Origin of the sequence: Caballeronia sp. AZ7_KS35 (assembly GCF_023631045.1) — a bacterium.
Classification (GTDB): domain Bacteria; phylum Pseudomonadota; class Gammaproteobacteria; order Burkholderiales; family Burkholderiaceae; genus Caballeronia; species Caballeronia zhejiangensis.
Genome location: NZ_JALQDV010000036.1, coordinates 77,133 through 100,954, shown reverse-complemented (window position 1 = coordinate 100,954; position 23,822 = coordinate 77,133). Strand labels below are relative to the sequence as shown.

Genomic DNA, 23,822 nt, shown 5'->3' with positions numbered 1-23,822 from the left:
TCAGCGCGCCGCGTGCCGCGTGAAGCGCTGCTCGATCACGGATGTGCCCCATTGCGTGCCTTCGGCTTCATCGCTCAACGTGAATCCGAACGATTCGTACAAGTGCCGCGCGGCGTCCAGGCTCTTGAAGGTCCAGAGATACGTTTCGTCGTAGTGCGCGTCGACGAAGCTCATCGCGCGCGCCATCAATTGCCTGCCTATGCCGCTGCCCCGCAACGAATCGTCGACGATGAACCAGCGCAGATGCGCGACGCGCGTGGTGAGATCGCCATCGATCGCGAGCGAGCCGAGCGTGCGCTCGCCTTCCATCACGAGCCACAACGCGCGGCCTTCGACCGGCAGACTTTCCGCGAATGCGGCCAATTCCGTCGCGACCCTGCGCTCGAAGAACACGCCGAAGCCCGCGTGATGCGCGTAGAAACGCGCGTGCAGGCTCGCCACATCGCCGATGCAGCCGGGCCGGTATCCCTCGACGATGCGCGCGCTTTCCGTATGCGCGGCATGCGGCGTCCTGTGATCGATCTTGTGTTCGTGACCGTGGGCGAGCGCATCGGCGTAGAGCGCGAGCGAGCGCACGAGCGTCTGCTGATCTTCGGGCACCATGCGGCGCAGCGCGTCGGAAACCTGATCCGTCGCGAACTTGTCGATCTTTCTGCGCAGCTTCTGTCCGTTCGCCGTGAGATACAGCTCGGACGAACGCGCGTCTTCGCTCGATGTCTGCCGCGTGACGAGCCCCGCCGCTTCGAGCCGCGCGATCTGCCGGCTGGCGTTGGATTTGTCGAGCCGCAGAATTTGCGCGATGTCGCGCGCCTGAATGCCGGGCGTCGCCCCGATCTCGATGATCGCGTGAACCGCCGAAGGCGCGAGTCCGCTGTCGGCCAGCGTGTTGCGCATGAAGCCCAGTTCGCGCACGAGCTTGCGCGAGAATTCGCGCAGTTCGAGAATGGTTTTGTCGCGCGATTGAACGGGTGTGTCGATGAAGTCCATGTCCTCTCCATCGGTTGCGAGGCGCAACCAAATGCCTCTAATTTAGTTGCGATCTGCAACTTTCGCAAGAAAAATCGCGCTCCCGAAAAGCCTCACCTTTAGCCGCGATGGCGCGCCAATTCGCTCGCGCGCCGCGGTTCCGCCACGCGCAGCAACACGATTGCGATGCCGCCCCACGCGAACTCGCACACGCGCCGCGCACGAAACAGCCGGGGATGCTTAGGTAAGCGAACGAATGGACATTGAAATGCGAGCGAAAGCAATGTGTAGTGCGAGACGCGGTAAATATTCGCGGACAAAAAAAACCCGGCTCATGAGCCGGGTCGAAGGAGGTCGGGCGCGATTCCGAGGTCACGCCCGACCGCGTGGCACTCTGCTGGACGCCGCTGCGTGGGGACACGCGTGCGCGGCGCTCGACCGTGAGCCGTCGGGATGAAGCTCCACATGGAGCTGCACGAGCCAGGCGCCGGGACAGGTTCCGTCGATGACGAATCTGTCGGTGGTCCAGGCGATGCGCCTTGCGGCTCTGGCCGCATCGAATTCGAGCTTGGCGATGCGTCGCACGATGAAGACGATGCCTGCCGCGCTCCCGAGCGTCGCGAGACGCATCGTCGTGGTTTCGAGCGCATGCACATGGCCCGTGCAACCGCAGACCGCGAGCCACGCCGCATCCGATGCCGCGACGCACAATGCGATCAGCACGGCGTTCGCACGCAGGGAAACGACAGTGGACGCTCGCATCGGCATCTCCGGGGCCGCACGGCCGCGAATCGGCGCGCTCGACGTATAGTGCGTGGACAAACCTTATGCGATGCTTAAGCCGCCGGCGCCGCAAGGCGTTATCGGGGACATAATGTGCGGCTGCGCGCAAAGCTTAAGTGGCGCTTAAGCATGCAAGCCGGACAATCGGCGGCGACCTGTTGAGCCTGGAGAAAGCGCATGCGCCTGTTATTGGTGGAGGACGACGAGATGATCGCGGAGACCGTGCTCGCCGCGTTGCGCCGCGCCGGTTACACGGTGGATTGGGCGCAGGACGGACGGGCCGCGGAGCTGTCGCTCGGCAACGGCGTGTACGACCTCGTGCTGCTGGACCTGAACCTGCCCAAGCGCGACGGCCTCGACGTGCTCGCCACGTATCGCAAGAACGGCGGCGACGCGCCCGTGATGATCCTGACGGCGCGCGATGCCGTTGATGACCGCATCCGCGGCCTCGACGCCGGCGCGGACGACTATCTGATGAAGCCCTTCGATCTCGACGAGCTCGCGGCTCGCGTCCGCGCATTGTTGAGACGCCGCACCGGGCACAAGCATCCGGTGTACTCGCACGGCGAGCTGACGCTCAATCCGGCCGCGCACGAGGCGACCAAGGGCGGCGTCGCGCTCAATCTCGTGCCGCGCGAGTTCGCGCTGCTGCAGGCGCTGATCGAAGAGCCGTCGCGCGTATTTCGCCGCCCCGAGCTCGAAGAAAAACTGTACGGCTGGGGCGAGGAAGTGGGCAGCAACGCGATCGAAGTCCACGTTCACAGCTTGCGGCGCAAGATCGGCGCGGATGAGATCGTGACGGTGCGCGGCGTCGGTTATCGATTGAAGAGGATCGGATGACAACGATCCGCCGATGGCTGCTCGGCTGGCTCATCTGCAGCCTTGGCATCGCGTGCCTGATTGCGGGCGTCGGCATATTCGACGCCGCGCGCCTCGAAGCCGGCGAACTCTTCGACTACGAACTGCGCACCGTCGCGCTCTCGCTGCCGCATAACATCACCGCCGACGACGTTGCAGAGGGCCGCAATCCCGAACTGCACGGCATCGCGGACGACCGGCTCGTCATCGACATCTGGGATCGGACGGGCCGCCTCATCTATCACTCGCGGCGCGAGCCCGCCTTGCCGCGTTTCGGCGACGGTTTCGAATCGGCGGAGCGGGAAGGGTATCGCTGGCGCGCGTTCGGCGTCGCGCAGCCGGATCGCTTCGTGCAGGTCGCGCAGCCTTATTTCATCCGCGACGATCTCGCCATGGCGCTCGCATTGCGCACGATCTGGCCGCTCGCATTGCTGATTCCGGTGATCGTCGTGATCGTGCTTCTCGTCGTCGCGCGCGGGCTTTCGCCGGTGCGCTGGCTGTCGCAATCGCTCGTCGCGCGCTCGCCGGAATCGCTCGAGCCCGTCGTCTTCCACAAGCCGATGCCCGACGAGCTGCGTCCTCTCGTCGATGCGTTGAATGGCCTGCTCGCGCGTCTCTCGGAGGCATCGCAGGCGCAGCGCACGTTCGTCGCCGATGCCGCGCACGAACTGCGCACGCCGCTCACCGCGCTCAAGCTGCAAATCCAGGGCGCAATCGGCGATGGCTCGCTTCAGGTCGATGCCGCGACGCTCGCGAAGATCGACGGCCGGTTGAATCGCCTCATCCATCTCGCGCAGCAGCTACTCAGCATGGCGCGCGAAGACGCCGCGCGCGAAGCGGCCATCGCGCCGATGAGCCTGCGCACGCTCTGCGAACTCCGCGTGAGCGATTTCTCGTTGCTGGCCGAAGCACGATCGATCGACCTCGGCCTGGAACTCGAACATGCGCTGGACGATCACGATCCGTTCACGATCATGGGCGACACGCACGCGCTCGCCGTCCTCGTGAACAACCTGCTCGATAACGCGATCCGTCACACGCCGCACGGTGGGCGCGTCGACGTGACCTTGCGGCGCCAAGCGGATGGCATCGCGCTCACCGTGCTGGACTCCGGTCCCGGCATTCCGCCGGACGAGATCGATCGCGTATGCGACCGCTTTTATCGTTGCGTCGGGACGTCGGGACACGGCAGCGGGCTCGGTCTCGCAATCGCGCTGCGCGTCGCGCAACGGCATCACGCGACGCTCGACGTCAGGAACCGCGATGACGCGAGCGGTCTGATCGTCGCGGTGCGCGGCTTGTGTCCGGTTGCGTCGGCGGCGCGCGCGAAGGATGTCGTCAGCGGAATGCATGCCTGAATGAAACCGCAAGAAGCGGGGCGTCGTGCGCTCGCCGCGCGGCGAAGCTGCTCGTTTCATCTTTCATGGCGGTCTGTCATGAAGACACTCGTTCTTCTATGCGCTTGTCTCGCGTGGACCGGCGCCGCGCTTGCAACGGACGCAGCGGAAGCGCCCGTTGCGGCTTCGTCCGCCGCACCGGAACCGAAGACCTTGAAGGAACGTCTCGGCGACAAGGCCAGCGACGATCAACGCGTGGACAATTGCCACGTCCCGGCGGACCGGCGCGGCACGAAAGTTCGTCCCGACAAGTGCATGCCTTGAAGCACGCGATTGTGTTACCTTTGACGTGGTGAACCATTTGGTACAAATTCAGGAGCCCGCCTTGTCATCCACTCAAGCATCGTCCGTCCTGCGCCTCGGCATTCTCGGTGGCGCGAACATCGCCAGACAATTCACGCGTGACGTGAGACCGAGCGAGCGCGTGCGCGTCGTCGCGGTCGCGAGCCGCAGCGACGAGAATGCGCAAGCCTTCGCGCAAGCAAACGGCATCGAAAAATGGTTCGGCAGCTACGACGCGCTGCTTGCGAGCCCGGACATCGACGCGGTTTACATTCCGCTGCCGAACAGCCTGCATGCCGAATGGGCGATCAAGGCCGCGGATCACGGCAAGCACATCCTGTGCGAGAAGCCGCTCGCGCTCGATCGCGACGAAGCCGCGCGCATGTTCGAGGCCGCCGATCGCAACGGCGTGCTGCTGCTCGAAGCGTTCCCATACTATTTCCAGCCGCAGACCGCGACGATGATGGCGCTAATCGGCGAAGGCGCGATCGGCGACGTGCGCGCGATTCAGGCGAACTTCGGCTTCACCGTCGGCAATCCCGGCGCAAACATCCGCATGAAGCCCGAGCTCGGCGGCGGCGCGCTGCTCGATGCGGGGAGTTATCCGCTGAGCCTCATTCGTCTCGTGATGGGCAGCGCGCCGCAACGCGTCGATGCAATCGCGACATGGGCCGACAGCAACGTCGACATCAGCCTCATGGCGACGCTCATCTACGCCGATGGCCGCCGCGCGCAAGTCTCGTGCTCGATGGATGCGGCGAATCATCGGCACGCGACGATCATCGGCACGCAGGGCACGATCGACACCGAATATCTGAATCACACGAGCGCGCAGACGGCGGGCGATCAATACGGCTATCTGCCGAGCCAAATGCGCGTGCGTCGCGGCATTCCGAATTCGGTGCCGTTCGAGACGGTCGAGTCGGACACCGGAAGCGGCTTCTTCTTCGCGGCGGAAAGCTTCGCGCGCATGGTCGCAACGCACGATGCCGCCGCCATCGAGTACTACGCGCAAGTGAGTCTCGACAATGCCGCGACGCTCGCCGCGATCATCGCAAGCGCGCGCAGCGGCAAGCCCGTCACGCTGTGATTCGCGCGCGAGCGCATCTCGTCAACGCCTGACGATCACCACTTCCATGTATTCGCTCGGCACGACGAGCGAAGACGGTCCCGCAACATTGCAGCGTTCGAGCAGGCCGCCGATCTCGCGTTCGAGATCGGCCTGCTTCGCTGCATCGAGCGCCGCGAACGCGCGATGCACGGGCCCGTAGAAATCGCGGAACACCTGTATCCAGTGCGCCGGCGATTCATAGCGCATGTTGAAGTACTTGCGTACGCAACGAATATCAGCTGCCTCGGCGCCGAAGAGCGCGACGAGATGCGGCTCGGTGCCCCAAAGCGCGGGCGATTGCAGCCCCGCGGGCGGCGGCGCGTAAGCGCCGATGATCTTGAACAACTGGCCGATGAAACCTTCGGGCGTCCAGTTCGCCATGCCGATGCGTCCGCCGCTCTTCGCCACGCGCAGCATTTCGCTCGCCGAGCGCCTGTGATCCGGCGTGAACATCGCGCCGAATGTCGACAGCACCACATCGAAGCTGCCGTCGTCGAAGGGCAGGTTCTCGGCATCGGCGACCTCGAAGTCGATCGCGAGTCCTTCGGCTTGCGCGCGCGCACGGCCTTTTTCGAGCAGCGCCGGAACGTAATCGGTCGATGTCACGCGGGCAAAACGTCGCGCGGCGGCGAGCGTCGCATTGCCGTTGCCGGCGGCCATATCGAGCACGCGCTCGCCGGCGCGCACATCGATCGATTCGGCAAGCATCTCGCCGACGATCTGCAATGTCGTGCCGATCACCGCGAAGTCGCCACTCGCCCAGGTGGCTTGCTGGCGGGCCTTGATCGCGGCGAAATCGGGTTGCTGTGATTTGGCCGGCTCGTCGCAGACCGCGGATGTATTCAACGCATGCATGGTTCGTTCTCCAGTTCCGGATGATGTGTCGAGCGTCGCCCTGATAGCGGGCAGATGCAGTATCCCGTTACCATCGCTTCGACGCCTGTCCGCAAGTCGCCGCGAATTGTCCGTTCGTCCGCTTTGCGATGCTTACGATCACCGGGAGACGCCATGAGTCTCGACATCCTGTCCGACGTGCTGCGCACCGTGCGCTTGCGCGGCGCGCTGTTCTTTCACGTGAGCGGCAATCGAAGCTGGGCGGCCGAGGCGCCGCCCGCGCGCGACATCGCGAGCATCGTCATGCCGGATTGCGAGCATGTGATGGAGTATCACGTCGTGACGCACGGCAACTGCTGGGGCGCGCTCGTCGGCGAAGCGCCGGTGCGTCTTGCGAGCGGCGACATCATCGTGTTTCCGCACGGCGACGCGCATGTGATTTCGAGCGCGCCGGGCATTCGCGCCGAAGCGGATATCGATCCGTTCTCGATGAAGATCGATCAGCTGCCCTTCACGCTGACCTACGACGCGGTCGAGGCGCGCAACAATCGACGCCCCGACGACGCGTATGAAACGATGCTCGTATGCGGCTTTCTCGGCTGCGATCTGCGTCCGTTCAATCCGCTGATCGCGACGTTGCCGCGCCTCTTGCATCTGAAGGAATCGGGCGCGCAGGGCTGGATTAATCACTTCATGCAGCAGGCCGTCGTCGAATCGCGTCACAAGCGGCCGGGCGGCGAAGCGATGCTCGAACGCATGAGCGAGATGATGTTCGTCGATGCCGTGCGCCGTTACGTCGATGTACTGCCCGATGAAAGCCGCGGCTGGCTCGCGGGCCTGCGCGACCGATTCGTCGGGCGCGCGCTCGCCGTCATGCACGATGCGCCCGCGCACGAGTGGACCGTCGAAGAACTGGGCGAGCGCGTGGGCCTCTCGCGTTCGGCGTTGCACGAGCGCTTCAGCGAGATCATCGGCTTGCCGCCGATGCAGTACCTCGTCAACTGGCGCATGCAGGTCGCGGCCGGACTGCTGCGCAACACGAACGCGACGATCGCAGCGGTCGCGCAGGACGTCGGCTATGCATCCGAAGCGGCGTTCATTCGTGCGTTCAAGCGCCTCGTCGGCAAGCCGCCCGCGACGTGGCGCCGGGAGAAAACGCGCGTGGAAGCCGAGACCCAAGCACATTGATTGACGCCGGGCGATTCTCTGACTAGAGTCAGAGATATGAACCCGACCGACATCAGCCAGATTCGCAGCTTCAATCGCACCGTTGCCGAGGGCATCGGTGCGCTCAACGAGCATTTTCTCGGGCGCGGCCGTCCGATGGGCGAATCACGGCTCATCTGGGAAATCGGTGCGCAGGGCGTCGATCTTCGCGTGTTGCGCGAGCGTCTCGGTCTCGATTCGGGTTACGTGAGCCGCACGCTCGCCGCGCTGCAGCGACAAGGTCTCGTCGCGGTCGAGTCTCGTCCCGACGACCGCCGCGTGCGCCGCGCGAGCCTCACCGATGCGGGCTGCGCCGAACGTGAAGAACTCGAAAGGTTATCGGACGCGGTCGCGGGGGGCATGCTCGCGCCGTTGAACGATGCGCAGCGCAAGCGGCTGATCGCGGCGATGGCCGAAGTCGAGCGCTTGCTGCAACCTTCGCTGATGCGCTTCGCGATCGAAGACCCGACGAGCGAGGATGCGCAATGGTGCATCGACCAATACTTCGCGGAGTTGAACGCGCGCTTCGAAGCGGGCTTCGATCCGTCCGTCAGCCTGTCCGCCGATGCGCGCGAATTGACGGCGCCGCAGGGCGCGCTGATCGTTGCGAGGCTGCGCGGCGCGGCGATAGGCTGCGTCGCGCTCAAGTTCCACGGCGCGTCGCCGGCCGAGTTGAAGCGCATGTGGGTGAGCGCCGGCGCGCGCGGACTCGGCGTCGGACGTCGGCTGCTCGAAGAGGCCGAACGGCTCGCGTCGAAGAACGGAGCGAAAGCCGTGCGTCTGGAGACGAACAAGGCGCTCGGGGAAGCGATCGGCCTGTATCGGCGATCCGGCTATGTCGAGGTCGCGCCGTTCAGCGACGAGGCTTACGCGCATCACTGGTTCGAGAAGAGTTTGCGTTGACGCCTCCCGTCAGCGCGATGACGAGATCGAGAAACGCGCGCGTCTTCGCCGGCGGATGATGCCGCGACGGATAAAACGCATACAGCGGAAAGCGCTCGTCGGGCCAGTCGGGGAAGAGGTCGATGAGCTTGGCATCGGCGATCAGATGTTCGTGACCCAGCAGCAGAATCTGCGCGACGCCATAGCCTGAGAGCAGCGTGCTCAGCATCGTGCCGGGATCGTTGAGCGTGAGACGGCCGTGCGTTTCCACCGTGATGCGCTTCTTCTTGCGATGAAACTCCCACGCGAACGGCCGTCCCGTTTCGGGATCGCGAAACTCGATGCACGTATGCGTGCCGTCTGCGAGCGCCTGCGGGGTAGCGGGCGTGCCGCATCGCTTGATATACGACGGCGCGGCGACGGTCCGCACCGGCGTATCGAGCAGCTTGCGCGCGACGAGACTCGAATCGCGCGGCTCGCCGAAGCGCACGGCGAGATCGAAACCATCCGCGATCATGTCGCCGAGACGGTCGCTCGTGATGAGTTCGAGTTGCAGATCGGGATGCGCCTTCAGAAACGCGTCGAGCTTCGGGCCGAGCAGAAGCCGCGAGAAGATCGGATCGACGTTCACGCGCAAGCGGCCGCGCACCGCCGTCGCGCCTTCGGATGCCGTGGCCGCCGCTTCCTCCAGTCCCGCGAGATGCGGCATGACGTGCTCGAAGAAGCGCCGGCCATCGTCGGTGAGCGAAACGCTGCGCGTCGTGCGATCGAAAAGACGAATCTTCAGACGCGCTTCGAGGCGCGCGATCGCGCGGCACACGCCGGGCTGCGACATGCCGAGCCGATCGCTCGCCGCGGCGAACGTGCCTGCATCGACGATCGCCGCGAACACGCTGATGCCGTTGAGGATGCGTTCGTTGAAGCCGGCCATTCATGCCTCCGCGTCATGGATGAGAAGGCATTCATGTTATCGCGTCACGCAAAAAAACGGGCCCCGAAGGGCCCGGAAGATCACTCCAACACGGTCAACTCATGCGTGGTGCGCTTTCGCGACCTTGTCCACGGAGATCGAATCGGCGCGCAGGCGCTCGTATTCTTGCTGGCTCATCGGCACGGCGTCCTTCTTGCCGAGATCGCTCAGGCGGATGCGATACGTCTCACGCGCCGAGTAAGCCGCGATCGCCGCGATGATCGTCACGCCGAAGGCAATGGCGCCGACCGTCAGCGGAATGTTGTCCGACCCCGGCGGCGCAACGGCCGCGAAGAGTGCGGGCAACAGCGCGGTGATCGTCGTGCCGATGTTCTGCGAGATCGCCATCGCCGAAACGCGCGAACGGGTCGGGAAGAGTTCCGGATAGAAGCTCGGGAAGATCGCGTTATAGCCTTGATACACGACACCCCACATCAGCAGCGACATCAGGAACGCGAGCGGCACGCTATGGATGCTGATCGCGTAGAGATACGCGAAGGCCAGCAGACCGGAGATGAGCGAGCCGCCGATCATCATCGGGCGACGGCCGATCTTGTCCGACAGATTGCCGACGAACGGAATCACCAGCACCGCGACGATGTTGCCGACGACCGGAATCCACAGATACACGCTCTTGTGGAAGCCGATGCCGTAGGAAGACTGCACCGCATACGCCGCACCGAAGATCGTCGCGACCACGGGAATCACGTTCATCAGCGCCATGCAGACGACGCGGATCATGTCGGGCGTGCTGTTGGCGAACGCTTCCTTGATCGGCGACTTCGGCACACCGCCATGCGATTCCTCGGACGTGAACGCGGGCGTTTCATGCACTTCCTTACGGATGATGTAGCCCGCGACCAGCACGAAGGCCGACAGCAGGAACGGCACACGCCAGCCCCACGAGTTGAACATGTCTTCCGGCATGAACGTGGCGAGCGGCAGGAAAACGGCGGCCGCGAGAATCTGGCCGGCCTGCACGCCTTGCAGCGTGAAGCTCGCGTAGTAGCCGCGTCGGCCGAACGGCGCGTGCTCGAGAATCATCGAGCTTGCACCGGAGATTTCACCGGCCACCGCGAAGCCTTGAAGCAGGCGCAACACGACGAGCAGCGCGGGCGCGGCCATGCCGATCTGGTGATACGTCGGCAGCAGGCCGACAGCCATCGTCGAGATACCCATCAGGAACATGCAGACGAGCAGCACGTTCTTGCGGCCGTGCGTATCGCCCAGATGACCGAGCACGAATGCGCCGATGGGACGCGCCACGTAGCCGACGCCGTAGGTCGCGAGCGACGCGATGATCGCCACCTTCGGATTGCCCGACGGGAAGAACAACTGCGGGAAAATGAGTGCAGCAGCCTGGGCGTAAATGAAGAAGTCGTAATACTCCAGCGCCGAGCCGATCCAGCCGCTCGCGGTCGCTTTTTTCGCCTGGCGGCCGCCGTGCGCGTCTTCCTTAGGGCTAGCCATAGAGATGTCTCCGAACAATGGGTTTATGGAGTTGAGCCTGGAATCTGGCCGAGCGGCGGAGCGTTTTGGTTTGTCGCAATACGCGCGCTCTGAAAGTGATTGGAGAATAAAAGCGCAACCCCTTTCGATCAACGATTTATGATAAGTTTTGCGCGATTATCGCACGCGCGTGTCCGATAATCGATCACTTTGGGGGTTAGCACTAGCAATTGACTTTGATGGAGCGCCGAAACATCGGCCCATCCATAACTAAACAAGCATGCAAGCATGACTAAACCGGAACTCGACAAGCGCGACTGGATCGCCGGACTGGAGAAGGGACTGGCGATTCTCGAAGCCTTCGACGATCAGCACGCGCGCATGACGCCGACGCAAGCCGCGGCGCGCACCGGCCTCACGCGCACGGCGGCGCGGCGTTATCTGCTGACGCTTGCGCATCTCGGTTACGTGCAGACCGACGGCAAGCTCTTCAATCTCACGCCGCGCGTGCTGCGCATGGGCTGGTCGTATTTCGAGTCGGCGCGGCTGCCGCGGATTGTGCAGCCTTATCTGCAGCAATTGAGCGCGCTGATTCACGAGTCGGTGTATGTCAGCGTGCTCGATGACTGGGACCTCGTGATCATCGCGCGCAATGGTTCGACGCGCGTGATGACGACCGGCTTCGTGCTCGGCGCGCGCGTGCCGGCCGCGCTGATGTCGGGCGGCATCGCAATGCTCGCGTATATGGACGAGGCATCGGTGCGCGGCTGGCTCGAAGCGACCGAGTTCAAGCCCTTCACGCCGCTCACGATCACGAACAAGGAAAAGCTATACGAGAAGATCAGGCAGGCGCGCGTGGATGGCTACGTCGCGATCGAGCAGCAATTGCAGATGGGCGTGCGCGGCATCGCGGTGCCGATGAAGAACCGGCACGGCGAAGTGGTCGCGGCGTTGTCGGCGAACATGCCGATCGGAAAGGAAACCGCCGAGGCAGCGCTTGCCCGCGTGCTGCCGCCGTTGCAGGAGACGGCGTTGTCGATGTTGAACGTGATCTGACCGCGGCGAGATCGCGCAAAGGTGAGGGTTTTCGGGAATGCGTGTCGAATGGCGCTCGCAGCCCTTGTTTAAAGGTAATTTCTGAATCGCCTATGACGCAAAGGTGAGCGTTTTCGGGATCAGACCGCATCATCCTCACTTTTACCTAATTCCCCAGCTCCACATTCCCCCCACGGTTGCAGCGACCAGCGTTCGCAACGCCAAGCGGATATCGACACAAGGAAAGGGGAATCGACATGACTCAGTTCGACGCGAAACGGCTTCTCAGTCTGTCGGCAGCAACGGTCGCCACCGCGCTTTCACTCGGAGTCGGCTCAGCGCCGGTTTATGCGCAGACATCGCCGATCAACATGCGCGTTGCACGACCAACTGAGCTCTGACACGATGACGCTCACGACGCGCCCGTGAAGATCGGGCCTTGCCCGCCCGGCACGAATGCGCGATGCGCGCTATCGCCGTTCGCGCCCGACGCGGGCGCCGGATCGCGCAACGTCACCGCCGTTTCGGGCGTGATCGGCACGCTCGGTTGCGCGAGCAGTTCGGTCTTGCGCATCGAGCCCGCCGACGTCCCGAAGTAATACCCGATGATGCTGATCCACGCGGTCCCGAGCGCGCCGACCACGACGTTCACGAGATCGCGATTCGCCTCGGGCAACGCGCGCAACGCCATCAGCAGCAGAATGCCGAAGAAGCCGCCGGTCACGGCCATCGCGAGGAACTTGGGCACCCAGTCCCTGTTCGCGATGCCCATTGCGCGCGCATCGGCGCGGTCGCCCGCCGAGATGCGCGCCATGTCCGCTTCGAACGACAGACGCGCCTGCGCCGCCGCCACCACGAGTTGTTGCAACTGCAACGAGTTCGCGTTTTCGGCCTGGCTGATCTTGTCGAGCGCGGCGGGATCGTTGAGCGCGGTCGCGACGATATCCGGATCGTTAGGCGTCCCGAGCGCATGGGAGATGATCGCGGCCGCCGTGCTGACGCCAAGCCCGACGGGCCCGCCGATGAGACCCGCGAGAAGAGGCGCCTTCGCGCCGATGGTTGCCGCCACTTTCGACCAGTCCATCATGCTGCTCCCAAAAGAAGATTCGTCGCCATGCGCTCGGTCCAGCCGCGGCTGAACGTCGGCCATGCGTGCAGGCCCTTCAGATAGCGCAATCGATACGCAATGAAGCGCAGGACGAAGCGCATCGGATCGGCGGCTTTCACGGCATCGACGGTATCGGGGCCGAACTTGCCGTCTTCCTTTGCGCCCGATGCCTTCTGCATCCACAGCACGACGAGCCCGCCGTTGTAGTTGGCATCGAAGATCTGGAACGCGACGCGCGGATCGAATTCGTCGAGATGCAGCGGGTCCCAGTACTTCTGCTTCGCGATGCGCTTCGCGAGATCGAGCGGCAAGTCCTTCATCGCGCCCGCATAGCCATAGCCGAGTGCGACGCGCGCCGTCACGCCCCACATCGTTTCGCCGCCCGGGTCCGCCGGATGGAATGAGTAGCCGCCTTCGCTGCCGATCAGCGCTTCGAAGGCGTCGTCGAAGCTGTTCATGTCGATCTCCTTGGCGCCTGCGCGTGCCGCCGGAACCATCGTCGCGGCGCCGGAAGAAACGGGCCGGCGCGCGAGGCGTCGGCCCGGTCGCGTCAAACAGTGGCAGGCAGTCATGACGCGACGGCAGGCCTTATGCATCCGCCATGCCAGTCGGTGCATCGCGCGCGCGAAAGCCTTGTGTGGCAAGGCGCACAGAACGGGAGTAGCAGGCGCGCGGAGATGCGAACTGTCGTGCCAAGGCCAACGCTTTTTCGGCGCCGCTGTGCGGCTCGCGCAGACATCGCACGCTCATTCGACGCTCATTGTCCGCGCCTACGATGCAAGGCATCCGGGCGGCGCGGTCCTGATCGAAACCATCGCACTGCCTTTCATTGACGACGTTTCATCGAAGGAGTAATGCCATGCGCCACTATCCATCGGACAGTCCTCGCGCGGCCGCGCGCATCGTCGTGATGTCGCTGATCGCGGACGGGCATATCGGCAGTGCGGAAATCGAAGCGCTCGAACGGCGCGGCTTCTATGCGCGGCTCGGGCTTCATGCGGGCGAGTTGCACGACGTCGTGCGCGAGGTTTGCGAGGATCTCACGCGATGCTCGTATCTGACATGGGACGACGTGTGCCGCGTCGACCCGCATGTCGTGCATCAGCTCGCGCAGGACGTATCCGACGAGCGCGTGCGACGCGATGTGCTCACGCTGTGCGAATCGGCGGTGGTCGCGGATGGCGTCATGAGTTGCACGGAAGCCGCCGTGATCGATGCCGTGAAGCGCGCGTGGCGCATGCACTGAACCGCGCGAAACTCAACCGGAGACGACATCATGCAACAACACGTTCTCGTCGCAGTGGGACCGGATGGCAGCCATGCAGCGCTTGCGCTCGGCATCGCGCGGGCCCGCGAATGCAACGCGCGCCTCACGGCGCTTCATGTCGTGGACCGCGCGCCGTTCTGGGCGATATCGTCCGCGCAATACGACTTCGGCGTGGCGCTCGCGCAGGTCGACGACCTCGCGCGCGAAGTCGAGAAGCGCACGCTTCAGGCGATACGCGCATCGAGCATCAACGGCATGTGCGTGACGATGGACCTGCCGGGCGGCACGACGCTCGCGCGCACGATCGCGCAGGCGGCGCGCGAGTTCGACGCGGATCTCATCGTGATAGGCCGCACGAAAGCCACGCACTGGCGTTTCTGGGAAGAACGCGTGGCCGATGCCGTGAGCCGCCACAGCAATCGCCGCGTGCTGATCGCATCGAACCGCGCGGGTAATGAAGCGAGCGTTGAAACAAAAGCGACACCGTTACGCTTTACCATCGTCGATTCGACGCAGCGCACAACCCCATCATTCAGTTCGAGAGGAAGCTCGCCATGCCGGATCGCATCATCAAACCGTCCCGACGCACCTTGCTGAAGGGCCTCGTTTCCGGCACGGGCCTCGCCCTGACAGGCGCGGGTCTCGCCGATGCCCTCGCGCAAGGCGTCGCGCCCGCCGTCGTCACCGCCGACAAGTTGCGTCCGCAACTACCCAGCGGCGTGATGAGCGGCGACGTCACCGCGACGAGCGGCATCGTCTGGAGCCGCACGGACCGGCCCGCGCGCATGATCGTCGAGTATTCGGCGAGCGAAAGCTTCAGGACGATTCAACGGCGCATCGGACCGGCCGCGCTCGAAAGCAGCGGTTTCACGGCGCGCGTCGATCTGACCGGCCTGCCGCCCGGCGCCGATGTGTTCTATCGCGTGCGCTTCGCCGATCTCGTCGATGGCAAAGCCTACAGCGAGCCGGTGACTGGACGTCTGCGCACGGCATCGATCGAAGCGGAGAAGCCGATCTGCTTCGTATTTTCCGGCGATGAAGCGGGGCAGGGCTGGGGCATCAACGAGCGCTTCGGCGGCTATCGCATCTATGAAGCGATGCGTCGCGAAGCGCCGGATTTCTTCATCCATCAGGGCGATCAGATCTATGCGGACAGCGTGATCGAACCGGAAGTGAAGTTGCCCGACGGCACGATGTGGACGAACATCGTGACCGAAGGGAAGTCGCATGTCGCGCAGACGCTCGACGACTATCGCGCGGCGTTCGCCTATAACCAGCTCGATAAAAACAAGCGCCGCTTCGCAGCCGAAGTGCCGTTCCTCGTGCAATGGGACGATCACGAAGTGCGCAACAACTGGTATCCGGGACAACTGATCGGCGAAGCGGAGAAGCGTTATCAGACGCGTTCGATCAACCTGCTCGAAGCGCGCGCGAAGCAGGCGATGTTCGAGTACAACCCGTATCGCATCAATCAGCTCGATCCGGAACAGGTGTATCGCGGCTTTCAGTTCGGGCCGCTGCTCGATGTGTTCATGCTCGACGAGCGTTCGTATCGCGGCGCGAACTCGCCGAACACGCAAACGCGTCTCGACGCGGATTCGGCATTTCTCGGCTCGCAGCAGACCGCGTGGCTGAAGGCATCGCTCAAGGCATCGCGCGCGACGTGGAAGGTGATTGCGAGCGACATGCCGATCTCGCTCGTCGTGCCCGATGCGAACCCCGATGTGCCCAAAGGCACCTTCGAGGCATGGGCCAACGCGGACAACGGCGCGCCGTCCGGCCGCGAACTGGAGCTTGCCGACATCCTGCGCTTCATCAAGCAGGAAGACATCAAGAACGTCGTGTGGATTACGGCGGACGTGCACTACGCGCAGGCGACGCACTACGATCCGTCGCGTGCGAAGTTCACGGAGTTCAAGCCGTTCTGGGAATTCGTCGGCGGGCCGATCAACGCGGGCACGTTCGGCCCGAACGATCTCGACATGACGTTCGGTCCCGAACTGCGCTATGTCAGCGTGCCGAAGGACAATCCGCAGAACCGTTCGCCGGCGGCCATGCAGCAGTTCTATGGCCGCGCGAAGATCGATCCCGCGAGCCGCGCGCTGACGGTCTCGCTGCACGACCTCAACGGCAAGTCGCTGTACGAAGTGAAGCTCGACGTCGAGGCGTGAGCGTCGCTTAAGCGGCGAGCTTCGCGGCCAGCTCGGCGACGTGCTTGCCCTGATAACGCGCGATATCGAGTTCGTTCTGCGATGGCTGACGGCTGCCGTCGGACGAAGCGAGCGTCGTCGCGCCGTAGGGCGTGCCGCCGGACACCTCGCTCATGTTCGTGAGTCCCGCGCACGCATACGGCACGCCGACGATCACCATGCCGTGATGCAGCAGCGTCGTATGGAACGATGTGATCGTGGTTTCCTGTCCGCCGTGTTGCGAAGCCGTCGATGAAAACACGCTGCCGATCTTTCCGACGAGCGCGCCTTTCACCCAGAGCCCGCCCGTCTGATCGAGAAACGTGCGCATCTGGCCGGCCATGTTGCCGAAGCGCGTCGGCGTGCCGAAGATGATCGCGTCGTAGTCGGCGAGTTCGTCGACGGTCGCGACCGGCGCCTGCTGATCGAGCTTCACGCCGATCTTCGCGGCCTGATCGGCGGGAATCGTTTCGGGCACGCGTTTGAGCGTGACTTCCGTGCCCGCGACGCCGCGCGCGCCTTCGGCTATCGCTTGCGCCATCGTTTCCACGTGGCCGTACATCGAATAATAGAGAACCAGTACTTTCGCCATGATGTGTCCTTGTGAGAGGGGCTTGTGCGCATTCAAAGATAGCACCGGCGAGTGCGTGCGCAAGGAACTGGCCTGCCCGCAAAAATGCGAAGCGTTCATGGACGCGCGCGTCTGCCTTCGACGACACTGCCCGAAACCCGAACCGGAGACGCACACGCCATGAACGGCCACGCCTTGCTCAGCGCGAATCTGCTCATCGCTTATTCGGCGTATTTCGTCGGCACCGCGAGTCCCGGGCCGAGCAATCTCGCGATCATGTCGATCGCGAGCACGTCCGGGCGGCGCGCGGCCTTCGCGTTCGCGGCGGGCGTGATGTCCGGCTCCTTCTTCTGGGCGATGCTCGCCGCGCTCGGCCTCTCCGCCGCGCTGACGGCGTACTCGGGCTTTCTCGTCGGCGTGAAGATCTGCGGCGGGCTGTATCTGTTGTGGCTCGCGTTCAAGTCGGGACGCGCGGCGTTGAAGCCGCCGCTGCGCGCTTCGTCGGCGGATGCGCAAGGGCAGAGCGCGCGCAGGCTCTACGCGCGCGGCGCACTTCTGCATCTCACGAATCCGAAAGCGATTCTCGTGTGGATGTCCGTGGCGGCGCTCGGATCGTCGGCGGGGGAAGGGCCGGGACACATGCTCGTCGTCGTCGCGGGGTGCCTCTGCATCGGCGTATGCGTGTTCGGCGGCTATGCCGCGCTCTTCTCGATGGCCTCCGCGCGGCGCATGTACAAACGCATCCAGCGCGGCCTCGATGCATGTCTCGCGCTCGTGTTCGGCGCGGCGGGCCTGCGTCTGCTCACTTCGCGCGTGTAGCGGATTTGCCGCACTTTCGCGGTTCGGCTTTGCATCCGGACGATCGGCGGCTACGCTCAAGCCAGACGTCCGAACAATCGCGAGAACGATGCCGACCGACGATTCTTCCCGAAGCGCCCGCCCGATCCCGCACGAAACCGCCGCAGCCGCGTTCGTCCACATCGTCCGCGACGCCTTCGCCGCGCTCGGGCGCGAACTCGTCGCGATCAGGCCGACGCCCGCCCGTGCGCTCTTCGCCACGCAGGCGATGCTTTCCGTCGGACTTGCCGTCGCGCTCGCCTACGCTTTCCATTTGAGCAACATCTGGTGGGCCGCGATCAGCGGCTTCGCGGTGATGCAGTCGAAATTCTCGGCGTGCGCGCAACGCGGCGTGCATCGCGTGGTCGGGACGATCGCCGGCGCGCTGATCGGCGCGGTCGCCGGGCCGATCATCGGCGACGTGCCGTGGCTCTTCGTGCCGCTGCTCGGGGCGATCGTCGGGATGTCGGTGTATCGGGCGCTCGTTTCCGATGCGGGCTACGCGTGGGTGCTCGGCGGCGTGACCTCGCTCATGGTCACGTTCGAGGCGCATCGGCTCGAATCCGCGGCGGCGACGGCGTCGTTTGCGCTCTTGCGCGTCGCCGAAGTGATGGTCGGGACGGCCGCGTGCGTGGCCGTGTCGGCGCTTGTGCATGCGGGCGTGCAGCACTATCGCAAGTCGCGCGGCGCGCCGCCGGTGCCGCGCGCGCAGGCGGCATCCACCGTGGATCGCGTCGATGGCGTCAACGCGCAAACCGTCACCGTCATTCCTTCCGATGCCGCCCGCGCCGTGCAGGCGCTCGACGCGACGCACCTCGCGCGCGCCGAGCAGACCGCGCTCGCGATGCGCAAGCGGCTCGCGTGGCAAGGCGCATGGTCGGTGATGATCCTCGCGGCGATCGCGTATGCGTGGAATCTGCCGGGCTTCGCGCAGGCGATGGTGACGGCGGTTGCCGTGCTGATCTTGCCGACATCGGCGCTCGGCAAGCCGACGCGAAAGCCGATCGCCGAGCGCATGATTCAGCGTTTCATCGGCTGTCTGCTGGCGGGCGCGGCGAGTCTCGCGCTGTTGCCGCTACTCGGCGACAACGCGTTCGCCTGCATGATCGCGCTATGCGTGGGCGTGTGGATCGGCTGTCATGTGCAGACGGGCACGCAGGGCGCGAGCTATGTCGGACGGCAGTTCAGCATCGCGTTCATCATGGTGTTCGTGCAGGACCACCATTGGTCGTCGGACCCGATGCCCGCGCTGATGCGGCTCGAAGGCATTCTCGCGGGCATCGTGGTGTTGTCCGCGGTGATGGCCGCGGGCGCGGCGTGGGCCTCGAAACGGGGGCCGCACGCCGCGATGCGGTGAATCAGGCTTCTTCCGCCCAGGCGAGATTCTCGCGCGCCATCAACGCGCTCGAAGCGGCCGGGCCGAACGTTCCCGCCGTATAACCGCGCGGACGGTCGCCGAGTTCCTTCCAGCCGTTGAGAATCGGCTCCACCCACGTCCATGCCGCTTCCAGTTCGTCGCGCCGCATGAAGTGCGTGAGGCGGCCGCGAATCACGTCGATGAGCAAGCGCTCGTACGCTTCCGCGCGCCGCTGCGTCATGGCCTGCTGCAGGTCGAGATTGAGCGTGACGGGCTGCATGTGCATGCCGCTGCCGGGTTCCTTCGCCATCATCTGGAGTTGGATCGATTCTTCCGGCTGCAGCGTGATCGTCAGGCGGTTGCCGTAATGGCGCGGGCCTTCGGGGATGATCGAGAACGGCAGGTCCGCGAAGTCGATGACGATCTCCGAGCGGCGATTCTGCATGCGCTTGCCCGTGCGCAGGAAGAACGGCACGTTGGCCCAGCGCCAGTTGTTGATATGCGCGCGCAGCGCCACGAAGGTTTCCGCGCGGCTGTCGGCGGGCACGTTCTGCTCTTCGAGATAGCCCTTCACCGCCTCGCCGCCGACCGCGCCCGCCGTGTACTGGCCGCGCACGGTGTCGCGTGCGATATCGGCGACGGTCATCGGCCGCAGCGACTTCAGCACCTTCAGCTTTTCGTCGCGCACGGCGTCCGGATCGAGCGAGACGGGCGGCTCCATCGCGACAATGCAAAGCAGTTGCAGCAAGTGGTTCTGCACCATGTCGCGCAATGCGCCGGTGTGATCGTAGAAGCCCGCGCGGCTGCCGACGCCCACCGTCTCCGACACCGTGATCTGCACGCTCTTGATGTACGGCGCCTGCCACAGCGGGCCGAAGATCGCGTTGCCGAAGCGCAGCACCATCAGGTTCTGCACGGTTTCCTTGCCGAGATAATGGTCGATGCGATAGATCTGCTCTTCCTTGAAGTGCTTGCCGACCGCATCGTTGATGGCGCGCGCCGATGCGAGATCGTGGCCGAGCGGCTTTTCAAGCACGACGCGGGCGTTTTCGTCGAGAATGCCGGCGTTATCGAGGTTGGTGCAGATCGTCACGAACAGTTCCGGCGACGTCGACAGATACAGCACGCGCTGCGAGCCAGGACGCACGGCCTGTGCGAGACGCTCGAAATCGCCGGGATTCTCGACGTCGATGCGCACGTAATCGAAGAGCGCGAGAAATTTGTCCCACGACTGGGCATCGAAAACCTTGGAATCGATGAAAGGGCGCGCCTGCTCTTCCATGAAATTCTTGAGGTAATCCTCGCGCGTCCAGTCCTTGCGGCCGATGGCGAGAATGCGCGTGTCCGCGGGCAGGTTGCAGTGCGTGTGCGCCATGTAGAGCGCCGGCAGCAGCTTGCGCGCCGCCAGGTCTCCGCCGCCGCCGAAGATGATCATGTCGAGCGGGCGTTCATTCACGGGAGAAGTTGGATTCGTCATGGTGCGTGAGCCGGTAAGGGTTCAGATAAGCCGAAAGCGCGGCGATCGAAGCGATCGTTCGAGACAGCTATGTTGCATGTTTTGCCGGCATTTTGCACGGCAGTCGTGCTAACGGCCGTTCGATTCGGCGAGCGATGCACGATTTGTCACCGAAGACGTGTTTGTTTAACGCGCTCAGCGCAACGATTCGTTCGCGCGCAGCGTCGTCACGGCGAGGTCGAGAAATGCGCGGACCTTCTGCGTGACGTGACGCCCTTCGCGATGCACGAGATGGATCGGCAGGGGCGGCGTCTCGAACTCCGGCAGCACGATTGCGAGACGCCCGTCGGCAACGTGTTGCGCGATCTGATACGACAGGAGCCGCGCGATGCCGAAATCCGCGAGCGCGGCGGCGATGGCCGAGTCGTTGGTGGTCGTCGTCAGGCGAGGATGCGAGCGCACGAGAAACTGCCGCTCGCCGTCGGAGAGACGCCATTCCGGGGGCGTCGACGAACCCGTCGACGCAATCACGACATGCTCCGCGAGATCGTCCGGATGACGTGGCGTGCCGTGCTTCGCGAGATAAGCGGGCGAGGCGCACAGCACGCGCCGCACGCGCCCGACGTTGATCGCCTGCAACGACGAGTCCGGCAATTGCGCGATCCGCACCGCCACGTCGATGCCTTCATCGACGAGATTCACCACGCGATCGACGAACCAGCAGCTTGCGTCCGCTTCGGGATAACGGCCCAGATAATCGAGGACGATCGGCGTGACGTGCAGGCGGCCGAACATCACCGGCGCGGTGATCGAAAGCAGTCCGCGCGGCGAGGAATGCGTGCCGGTCGCGGAAAGTTCGGCGTTATCGATTTCGCCGAGAATGCGGCGGCAGTCCTCGAAATAGCCGCTGCCGGCGTCGGTGAGACGCACGACGCGTGTGGTGCGCGTGAGCAGGCGCACGCCGAGATGTTCTTCGAGTTCCGTCACGACGCGGCTCACGACCGACGGCGACACGTCGAGCTTGCGCGCCGCCGATGCGAAGCCGCCGGTTTCGACCACCGTGACGAAGGTCGTCATTGCCTGTAAACGGTCCATGGGAAAGCACGAGACATGCAGGCTTGAGATGCCGTGCATTCTCACGGATATGCGCGCGGGGCACAATCGTTACAGATCGAGTTCGAGCGTGTCTCCATCGGCGGCGGGCATCGCGCAGCAGATCAGCGCTTCGTCATCGCCGACATGAAACGCCGGCTCGCTTTCATACGACACCGCGCCTTTCGCGATGCGCGTCCGGCATGTGCCGCAAGTGCCGCCGCGGCAGTTGAACTCGGGCGACAGACCGCTCGCTTCGGCGAGTTCCAGCAAGGTGCCGCTGCCCGGCTGCCATTGCGCGCTCGCGCCCGACTTCAGGAATTCGATCTTCACGGGCTCGGTCGCGGCGGGACGCATCGGCTTGACGTCGGCGCCGCGATCCGCCGTGCGCTTTAGCGCCGATGGACCGAACGCTTCCGCATGCACGCGCGCATCGGCGACATTGAGCGCGCGCAGGCCATCGTAGATCGACTGCATGAACGCGCCCGGCCCGCACAGATAGAAGTCGTAGTCGTTGAAGGGCAGACGGCTCGTCAGCAGATCGATGTCGATGCGCCCGGACACGTCGTAATCGCGGTCCATTTGCGCGCCGTTCGTGTCGCTGAGCACGCGGATCACGGTCACCGCGCCGCCCGCGCTCTGCGCGAGCGCATCGATTTCGCGCGAGAACGCGCGGCTCGCGAGCGAATGCGCCGACACGATCATCCACACCGGCCGCACGCGGCGCTTCCTCAAGCCTTCGTAGACGATGTGCCGCAACATCGCGAGCATCGGCGTGATGCCGACGCCCGCCGCCATCAGCACGGCGGGACGCTGCTCGAACGGATCGATCGTGAAGTCTCCGGCGGGCGCGCGCGCCTCGATGACGTCGCCCGCTTTCAGCGTGTCGTGCAGATGTGCCGACACGCGCCCGTCGCGCTTCACGCTGATGCGATACACGCCGTCCGACGGCGCGACCGACAGCGTGTACGTGCGAATCTGCGGTTTCGCCTCGCCCGGCAGCGTCACGCGCATCGGCAGATGCTGACCGGCCTTGTGCGGAACGATGCCCGCGCCATCGGCGGGTTCGAGATGGAACGAGCGGATCGCATCGCTTTCATCGACGATTCTGCTCACGCGAAACGCGCGCCACACGTTCGCGAGCGTGGACGCCTTCAGGCGCTCGGCCACTTGCGTCCAGTCGCCGGTCATCAGCGAATTGGGCGATGCGCCGTCGCTGCGCGCTTTCCATCGCAAGGGCAGCGCCTCGGCGCGATACACGATGCGGCGCGGCGTGAAGCGCCACAGCCGTTCCGCGCCCTGAAATGCGGCGGTTTCGGGCGAGTCGAGCAGCACTTCCGCGTCGCCCGCGAGCTGCAGCATGTCGCCGGTTTCGAAGTCCGCGAACACGAGTCCCGCGCGAGCGTTCACGAGAATGTTGCCGAGCGTGTTGAAGAAGAGATTGCCGGCGAAATCGGGAATCGTGAGCGAGCCGTCGTCCGACAGACGCACGAAACCCGGTTTGCCGCCGCGATGCGACACGTCCACTTGCCGATGCCCGTCCTCGCGATCGAAATACGACGCGACGAAGAACGTATCCGCGCCCGCGATCATCGCTTTTGCGCGCGGCGAAAGGGCGTCGGATTCGAGCGGCTCGACCGGCGACGGCAAGGAAGGATCGCGCACGAACTCGAAATCGCGCAACTGGATGTACTGCGGGCAATTGCCGAAGCTCTGTTCGACGGCCACGTCGAACGCGAGGTTCGCGCCATCGCGATGAATCACGCCGTTCATCCGATTGCGGCGGCGCGTGTGCATTTCGATGCCAAGCAGGCCGATCGACGCGCCATCGTGCATGCCGGCGTCGGCGGGATCGAGCGGATCGCGGGCGGGGCTCATCGACAGCGTTTTGGCATCGGTCGCGTGCATGAAGCCGGGATGCCCGGCGAGCAGCGTCGCCCACGGATCGCCGCGTTCATCGACGGAACCGGCCACGATGAACGGCAGTTGCCCGAAGAACTGGCGATGCTGATCCGGCATGTAATCGCGCACGACGCGCCGGCCGACGCCGTCCATGCGCTCGTCGACGCCGAAAGCCTTCTGAATGGCGAGTTCGCCGCGATGCCACGGCGAGGGCGTGGCGACCTGTTTGACATTGCCAAGCGCGGAAGCGGACATGATCGTATGCCTCTT

At 64.6% G+C, this 23,822-nt stretch carries 24 protein-coding genes; 13 read left to right on the top strand and 11 right to left on the bottom strand.

The features are described 5' to 3' along the window. Entirely contained in the window at positions 1–987 is a 987-nt protein-coding gene (locus NCT05_RS22435; protein WP_175982358.1) for a bifunctional helix-turn-helix transcriptional regulator/GNAT family N-acetyltransferase, read from the bottom strand. A gap of 351 nt (positions 988–1,338) precedes the next feature. After that, entirely contained in the window at positions 1,339–1,728 is a 390-nt protein-coding gene (locus NCT05_RS22430; protein ID WP_175982357.1) for a hypothetical protein, read from the bottom strand. A 198-nt stretch (positions 1,729–1,926) separates the two neighbouring features. Here NCT05_RS22430 and NCT05_RS22425 point away from each other — a divergent pair, with 198 nt between their 5' ends. From NCT05_RS22425 to NCT05_RS22410, 4 genes are all read left to right on the top strand, one after another. Next, on the top strand, positions 1,927–2,589 hold the full coding sequence (locus NCT05_RS22425) for a response regulator (RefSeq protein ID WP_008354227.1): 663 nt from the start codon (positions 1,927–1,929) through the stop codon (positions 2,587–2,589). After that, on the top strand, positions 2,586–3,965 hold the full coding sequence (locus NCT05_RS22420; protein ID WP_250503188.1) for an ATP-binding protein: 1,380 nt from the start codon (positions 2,586–2,588) through the stop codon (positions 3,963–3,965). The genes NCT05_RS22425 and NCT05_RS22420 overlap by 4 nt, the downstream gene beginning before the upstream one ends. Before the next feature lie 78 nt (positions 3,966–4,043). After that, positions 4,044–4,268, top strand: a complete 225-nt coding sequence (locus NCT05_RS22415) for a hypothetical protein (RefSeq protein ID WP_239295342.1) — start codon at positions 4,044–4,046, stop codon at positions 4,266–4,268. 61 nt (positions 4,269–4,329) lie between these two features. Then, a complete protein-coding gene (locus NCT05_RS22410) occupies positions 4,330–5,376 on the top strand; it encodes a Gfo/Idh/MocA family protein (protein ID WP_175982354.1) in 1,047 nt (348 codons plus the stop codon). 21 nt (positions 5,377–5,397) lie between these two features. On the opposite strand, the gene NCT05_RS22405 is transcribed toward NCT05_RS22410, so the two are convergent. Beyond that, positions 5,398–6,252, bottom strand: coding sequence for a class I SAM-dependent methyltransferase (locus NCT05_RS22405; protein WP_250503187.1), 855 nt, complete (start codon positions 6,250–6,252; stop codon positions 5,398–5,400). 153 nt (positions 6,253–6,405) lie between these two features. Between NCT05_RS22405 and NCT05_RS22400 the strand changes: the two genes are divergently transcribed. Both NCT05_RS22400 and NCT05_RS22395 read left to right on the top strand, forming a co-directional pair. After that, a complete protein-coding gene (locus NCT05_RS22400; RefSeq protein ID WP_250436292.1) occupies positions 6,406–7,419 on the top strand; it encodes an AraC family transcriptional regulator in 1,014 nt (337 codons plus the stop codon). A 36-nt stretch (positions 7,420–7,455) separates the two neighbouring features. Further along, positions 7,456–8,340: a bifunctional helix-turn-helix transcriptional regulator/GNAT family N-acetyltransferase gene (locus tag NCT05_RS22395; RefSeq protein ID WP_250436290.1), complete on the top strand. Its 885-nt coding sequence runs from the start codon at positions 7,456–7,458 to the stop codon at positions 8,338–8,340. Here NCT05_RS22395 and NCT05_RS22390 read toward each other — a convergent pair. Both NCT05_RS22390 and NCT05_RS22385 read right to left on the bottom strand, forming a co-directional pair. Beyond that, positions 8,291–9,250 (bottom strand): LysR family transcriptional regulator, encoded by a 960-nt coding sequence (locus tag NCT05_RS22390; RefSeq protein WP_250436288.1) that lies wholly within the window; start codon positions 9,248–9,250, stop codon positions 8,291–8,293. The genes NCT05_RS22395 and NCT05_RS22390 overlap by 50 nt on opposite strands. Before the next feature lie 99 nt (positions 9,251–9,349). Beyond that, positions 9,350–10,759 (bottom strand): MFS transporter, encoded by a 1,410-nt coding sequence (locus tag NCT05_RS22385; protein ID WP_008354237.1) that lies wholly within the window; start codon positions 10,757–10,759, stop codon positions 9,350–9,352. Between the two features lie 267 nt (positions 10,760–11,026). On the opposite strand from NCT05_RS22385, the gene NCT05_RS22380 reads away from it, so the two are divergent. Then, a complete protein-coding gene (locus NCT05_RS22380; RefSeq protein WP_008354238.1) occupies positions 11,027–11,794 on the top strand; it encodes an IclR family transcriptional regulator domain-containing protein in 768 nt (255 codons plus the stop codon). 236 nt (positions 11,795–12,030) lie between these two features. Continuing rightward, complete coding sequence (locus NCT05_RS22375; RefSeq protein WP_250503186.1) at positions 12,031–12,174, top strand: hypothetical protein; 144 nt, start codon at positions 12,031–12,033, stop codon at positions 12,172–12,174. Positions 12,175–12,185: 11 nt separating this feature from the next. On the opposite strand, the gene NCT05_RS22370 is transcribed toward NCT05_RS22375, so the two are convergent. Further along, entirely contained in the window at positions 12,186–12,857 is a 672-nt protein-coding gene (locus tag NCT05_RS22370) for a hypothetical protein (protein ID WP_008354239.1), read from the bottom strand. Continuing rightward, positions 12,857–13,339 (bottom strand): glycoside hydrolase family 108 protein, encoded by a 483-nt coding sequence (locus NCT05_RS22365; protein ID WP_250503185.1) that lies wholly within the window; start codon positions 13,337–13,339, stop codon positions 12,857–12,859. Before NCT05_RS22365 ends, NCT05_RS22370 begins: the two co-directional genes overlap by 1 nt. A gap of 401 nt (positions 13,340–13,740) precedes the next feature. Between NCT05_RS22365 and NCT05_RS22360 the strand changes: the two genes are divergently transcribed. Genes NCT05_RS22360 through NCT05_RS22350 form a run of 3 tightly spaced genes read left to right on the top strand, consistent with a single transcriptional unit; the run spans position 13,741 to position 16,319 of the window. After that, entirely contained in the window at positions 13,741–14,127 is a 387-nt protein-coding gene (locus NCT05_RS22360; protein WP_008354241.1) for a tellurite resistance TerB family protein, read from the top strand. A gap of 30 nt (positions 14,128–14,157) precedes the next feature. After that, entirely contained in the window at positions 14,158–14,745 is a 588-nt protein-coding gene (locus NCT05_RS22355; protein WP_008354242.1) for a universal stress protein, read from the top strand. Beyond that, positions 14,703–16,319, top strand: coding sequence for an alkaline phosphatase D family protein (locus NCT05_RS22350; protein ID WP_250503184.1), 1,617 nt, complete (start codon positions 14,703–14,705; stop codon positions 16,317–16,319). Before NCT05_RS22355 ends, NCT05_RS22350 begins: the two co-directional genes overlap by 43 nt. 7 nt (positions 16,320–16,326) lie before the next feature. On the opposite strand, the gene wrbA is transcribed toward NCT05_RS22350, so the two are convergent. After that, complete coding sequence (wrbA, locus tag NCT05_RS22345; protein ID WP_008354244.1) at positions 16,327–16,929, bottom strand: NAD(P)H:quinone oxidoreductase; 603 nt, start codon at positions 16,927–16,929, stop codon at positions 16,327–16,329. 159 nt (positions 16,930–17,088) lie between these two features. Here wrbA and NCT05_RS22340 point away from each other — a divergent pair, with 159 nt between their 5' ends. After that, positions 17,089–17,727, top strand: a complete 639-nt coding sequence (locus NCT05_RS22340) for a LysE family translocator (RefSeq protein WP_175982348.1) — start codon at positions 17,089–17,091, stop codon at positions 17,725–17,727. Between the two features lie 88 nt (positions 17,728–17,815). Beyond that, positions 17,816–19,102 (top strand): FUSC family protein, encoded by a 1,287-nt coding sequence (locus tag NCT05_RS22335; protein ID WP_175982347.1) that lies wholly within the window; start codon positions 17,816–17,818, stop codon positions 19,100–19,102. 1 nt (position 19,103) lies between these two features. Here the strand turns inward: NCT05_RS22335 and zwf are convergent, their stop codons facing one another. From zwf to NCT05_RS22320, 3 genes are all read right to left on the bottom strand, one after another. Then, positions 19,104–20,579: a glucose-6-phosphate dehydrogenase gene (gene zwf / locus NCT05_RS22330; RefSeq protein ID WP_033535836.1), complete on the bottom strand. Its 1,476-nt coding sequence runs from the start codon at positions 20,577–20,579 to the stop codon at positions 19,104–19,106. A gap of 174 nt (positions 20,580–20,753) precedes the next feature. Further along, positions 20,754–21,653, bottom strand: coding sequence for a LysR family transcriptional regulator (locus tag NCT05_RS22325; protein WP_008354248.1), 900 nt, complete (start codon positions 21,651–21,653; stop codon positions 20,754–20,756). A 69-nt stretch (positions 21,654–21,722) separates the two neighbouring features. After that, a complete protein-coding gene (locus tag NCT05_RS22320) occupies positions 21,723–23,807 on the bottom strand; it encodes a 2Fe-2S iron-sulfur cluster-binding protein (RefSeq protein ID WP_250503183.1) in 2,085 nt (694 codons plus the stop codon). Positions 23,808–23,822: the final 15 nt, after the last annotated feature.

Excerpts from the sequence above, each read along its gene's own strand:
- NCT05_RS22325 (WP_008354248.1), bottom strand. The coding sequence starts at position 21,653 with ATGGACCGTTTACAGGCAATGACGACCTTCGTCACGGTGGTCGAAACC.
- NCT05_RS22390 (WP_250436288.1), bottom strand. The coding sequence starts at position 9,250 with ATGGCCGGCTTCAACGAACGCATCCTCAACGGCATCAGCGTGTTCGCG.
- NCT05_RS22405 (WP_250503187.1), bottom strand. The coding sequence starts at position 6,252 with ATGCATGCGTTGAATACATCCGCGGTCTGCGACGAGCCGGCCAAATCA.
- zwf (WP_033535836.1), bottom strand. The coding sequence starts at position 20,579 with ATGACGAATCCAACTTCTCCCGTGAATGAACGCCCGCTCGACATGATC.
- NCT05_RS22365 (WP_250503185.1), bottom strand. The coding sequence starts at position 13,339 with ATGAACAGCTTCGACGACGCCTTCGAAGCGCTGATCGGCAGCGAAGGC.
- NCT05_RS22425 (WP_008354227.1), top strand. The coding sequence starts at position 1,927 with ATGCGCCTGTTATTGGTGGAGGACGACGAGATGATCGCGGAGACCGTG.
- NCT05_RS22320 (WP_250503183.1), bottom strand. The coding sequence starts at position 23,807 with ATGTCCGCTTCCGCGCTTGGCAATGTCAAACAGGTCGCCACGCCCTCG.
- NCT05_RS22355 (WP_008354242.1), top strand. The coding sequence starts at position 14,158 with ATGCAACAACACGTTCTCGTCGCAGTGGGACCGGATGGCAGCCATGCA.
- NCT05_RS22435 (WP_175982358.1), bottom strand. The coding sequence starts at position 987 with ATGGACTTCATCGACACACCCGTTCAATCGCGCGACAAAACCATTCTC.
- NCT05_RS22420 (WP_250503188.1), top strand. The coding sequence starts at position 2,586 with ATGACAACGATCCGCCGATGGCTGCTCGGCTGGCTCATCTGCAGCCTT.
- NCT05_RS22380 (WP_008354238.1), top strand. The coding sequence starts at position 11,027 with ATGACTAAACCGGAACTCGACAAGCGCGACTGGATCGCCGGACTGGAG.
- NCT05_RS22430 (WP_175982357.1), bottom strand. The coding sequence starts at position 1,728 with ATGCGAGCGTCCACTGTCGTTTCCCTGCGTGCGAACGCCGTGCTGATC.
- wrbA (WP_008354244.1), bottom strand. The coding sequence starts at position 16,929 with ATGGCGAAAGTACTGGTTCTCTATTATTCGATGTACGGCCACGTGGAA.
- NCT05_RS22375 (WP_250503186.1), top strand. The coding sequence starts at position 12,031 with ATGACTCAGTTCGACGCGAAACGGCTTCTCAGTCTGTCGGCAGCAACG.
- NCT05_RS22400 (WP_250436292.1), top strand. The coding sequence starts at position 6,406 with ATGAGTCTCGACATCCTGTCCGACGTGCTGCGCACCGTGCGCTTGCGC.
- NCT05_RS22350 (WP_250503184.1), top strand. The coding sequence starts at position 14,703 with ATGCCGGATCGCATCATCAAACCGTCCCGACGCACCTTGCTGAAGGGC.
- NCT05_RS22415 (WP_239295342.1), top strand. The coding sequence starts at position 4,044 with ATGAAGACACTCGTTCTTCTATGCGCTTGTCTCGCGTGGACCGGCGCC.
- NCT05_RS22335 (WP_175982347.1), top strand. The coding sequence starts at position 17,816 with ATGCCGACCGACGATTCTTCCCGAAGCGCCCGCCCGATCCCGCACGAA.
- NCT05_RS22395 (WP_250436290.1), top strand. The coding sequence starts at position 7,456 with ATGAACCCGACCGACATCAGCCAGATTCGCAGCTTCAATCGCACCGTT.
- NCT05_RS22360 (WP_008354241.1), top strand. The coding sequence starts at position 13,741 with ATGCGCCACTATCCATCGGACAGTCCTCGCGCGGCCGCGCGCATCGTC.
- NCT05_RS22385 (WP_008354237.1), bottom strand. The coding sequence starts at position 10,759 with ATGGCTAGCCCTAAGGAAGACGCGCACGGCGGCCGCCAGGCGAAAAAA.
- NCT05_RS22340 (WP_175982348.1), top strand. The coding sequence starts at position 17,089 with ATGAACGGCCACGCCTTGCTCAGCGCGAATCTGCTCATCGCTTATTCG.
- NCT05_RS22370 (WP_008354239.1), bottom strand. The coding sequence starts at position 12,857 with ATGGACTGGTCGAAAGTGGCGGCAACCATCGGCGCGAAGGCGCCTCTT.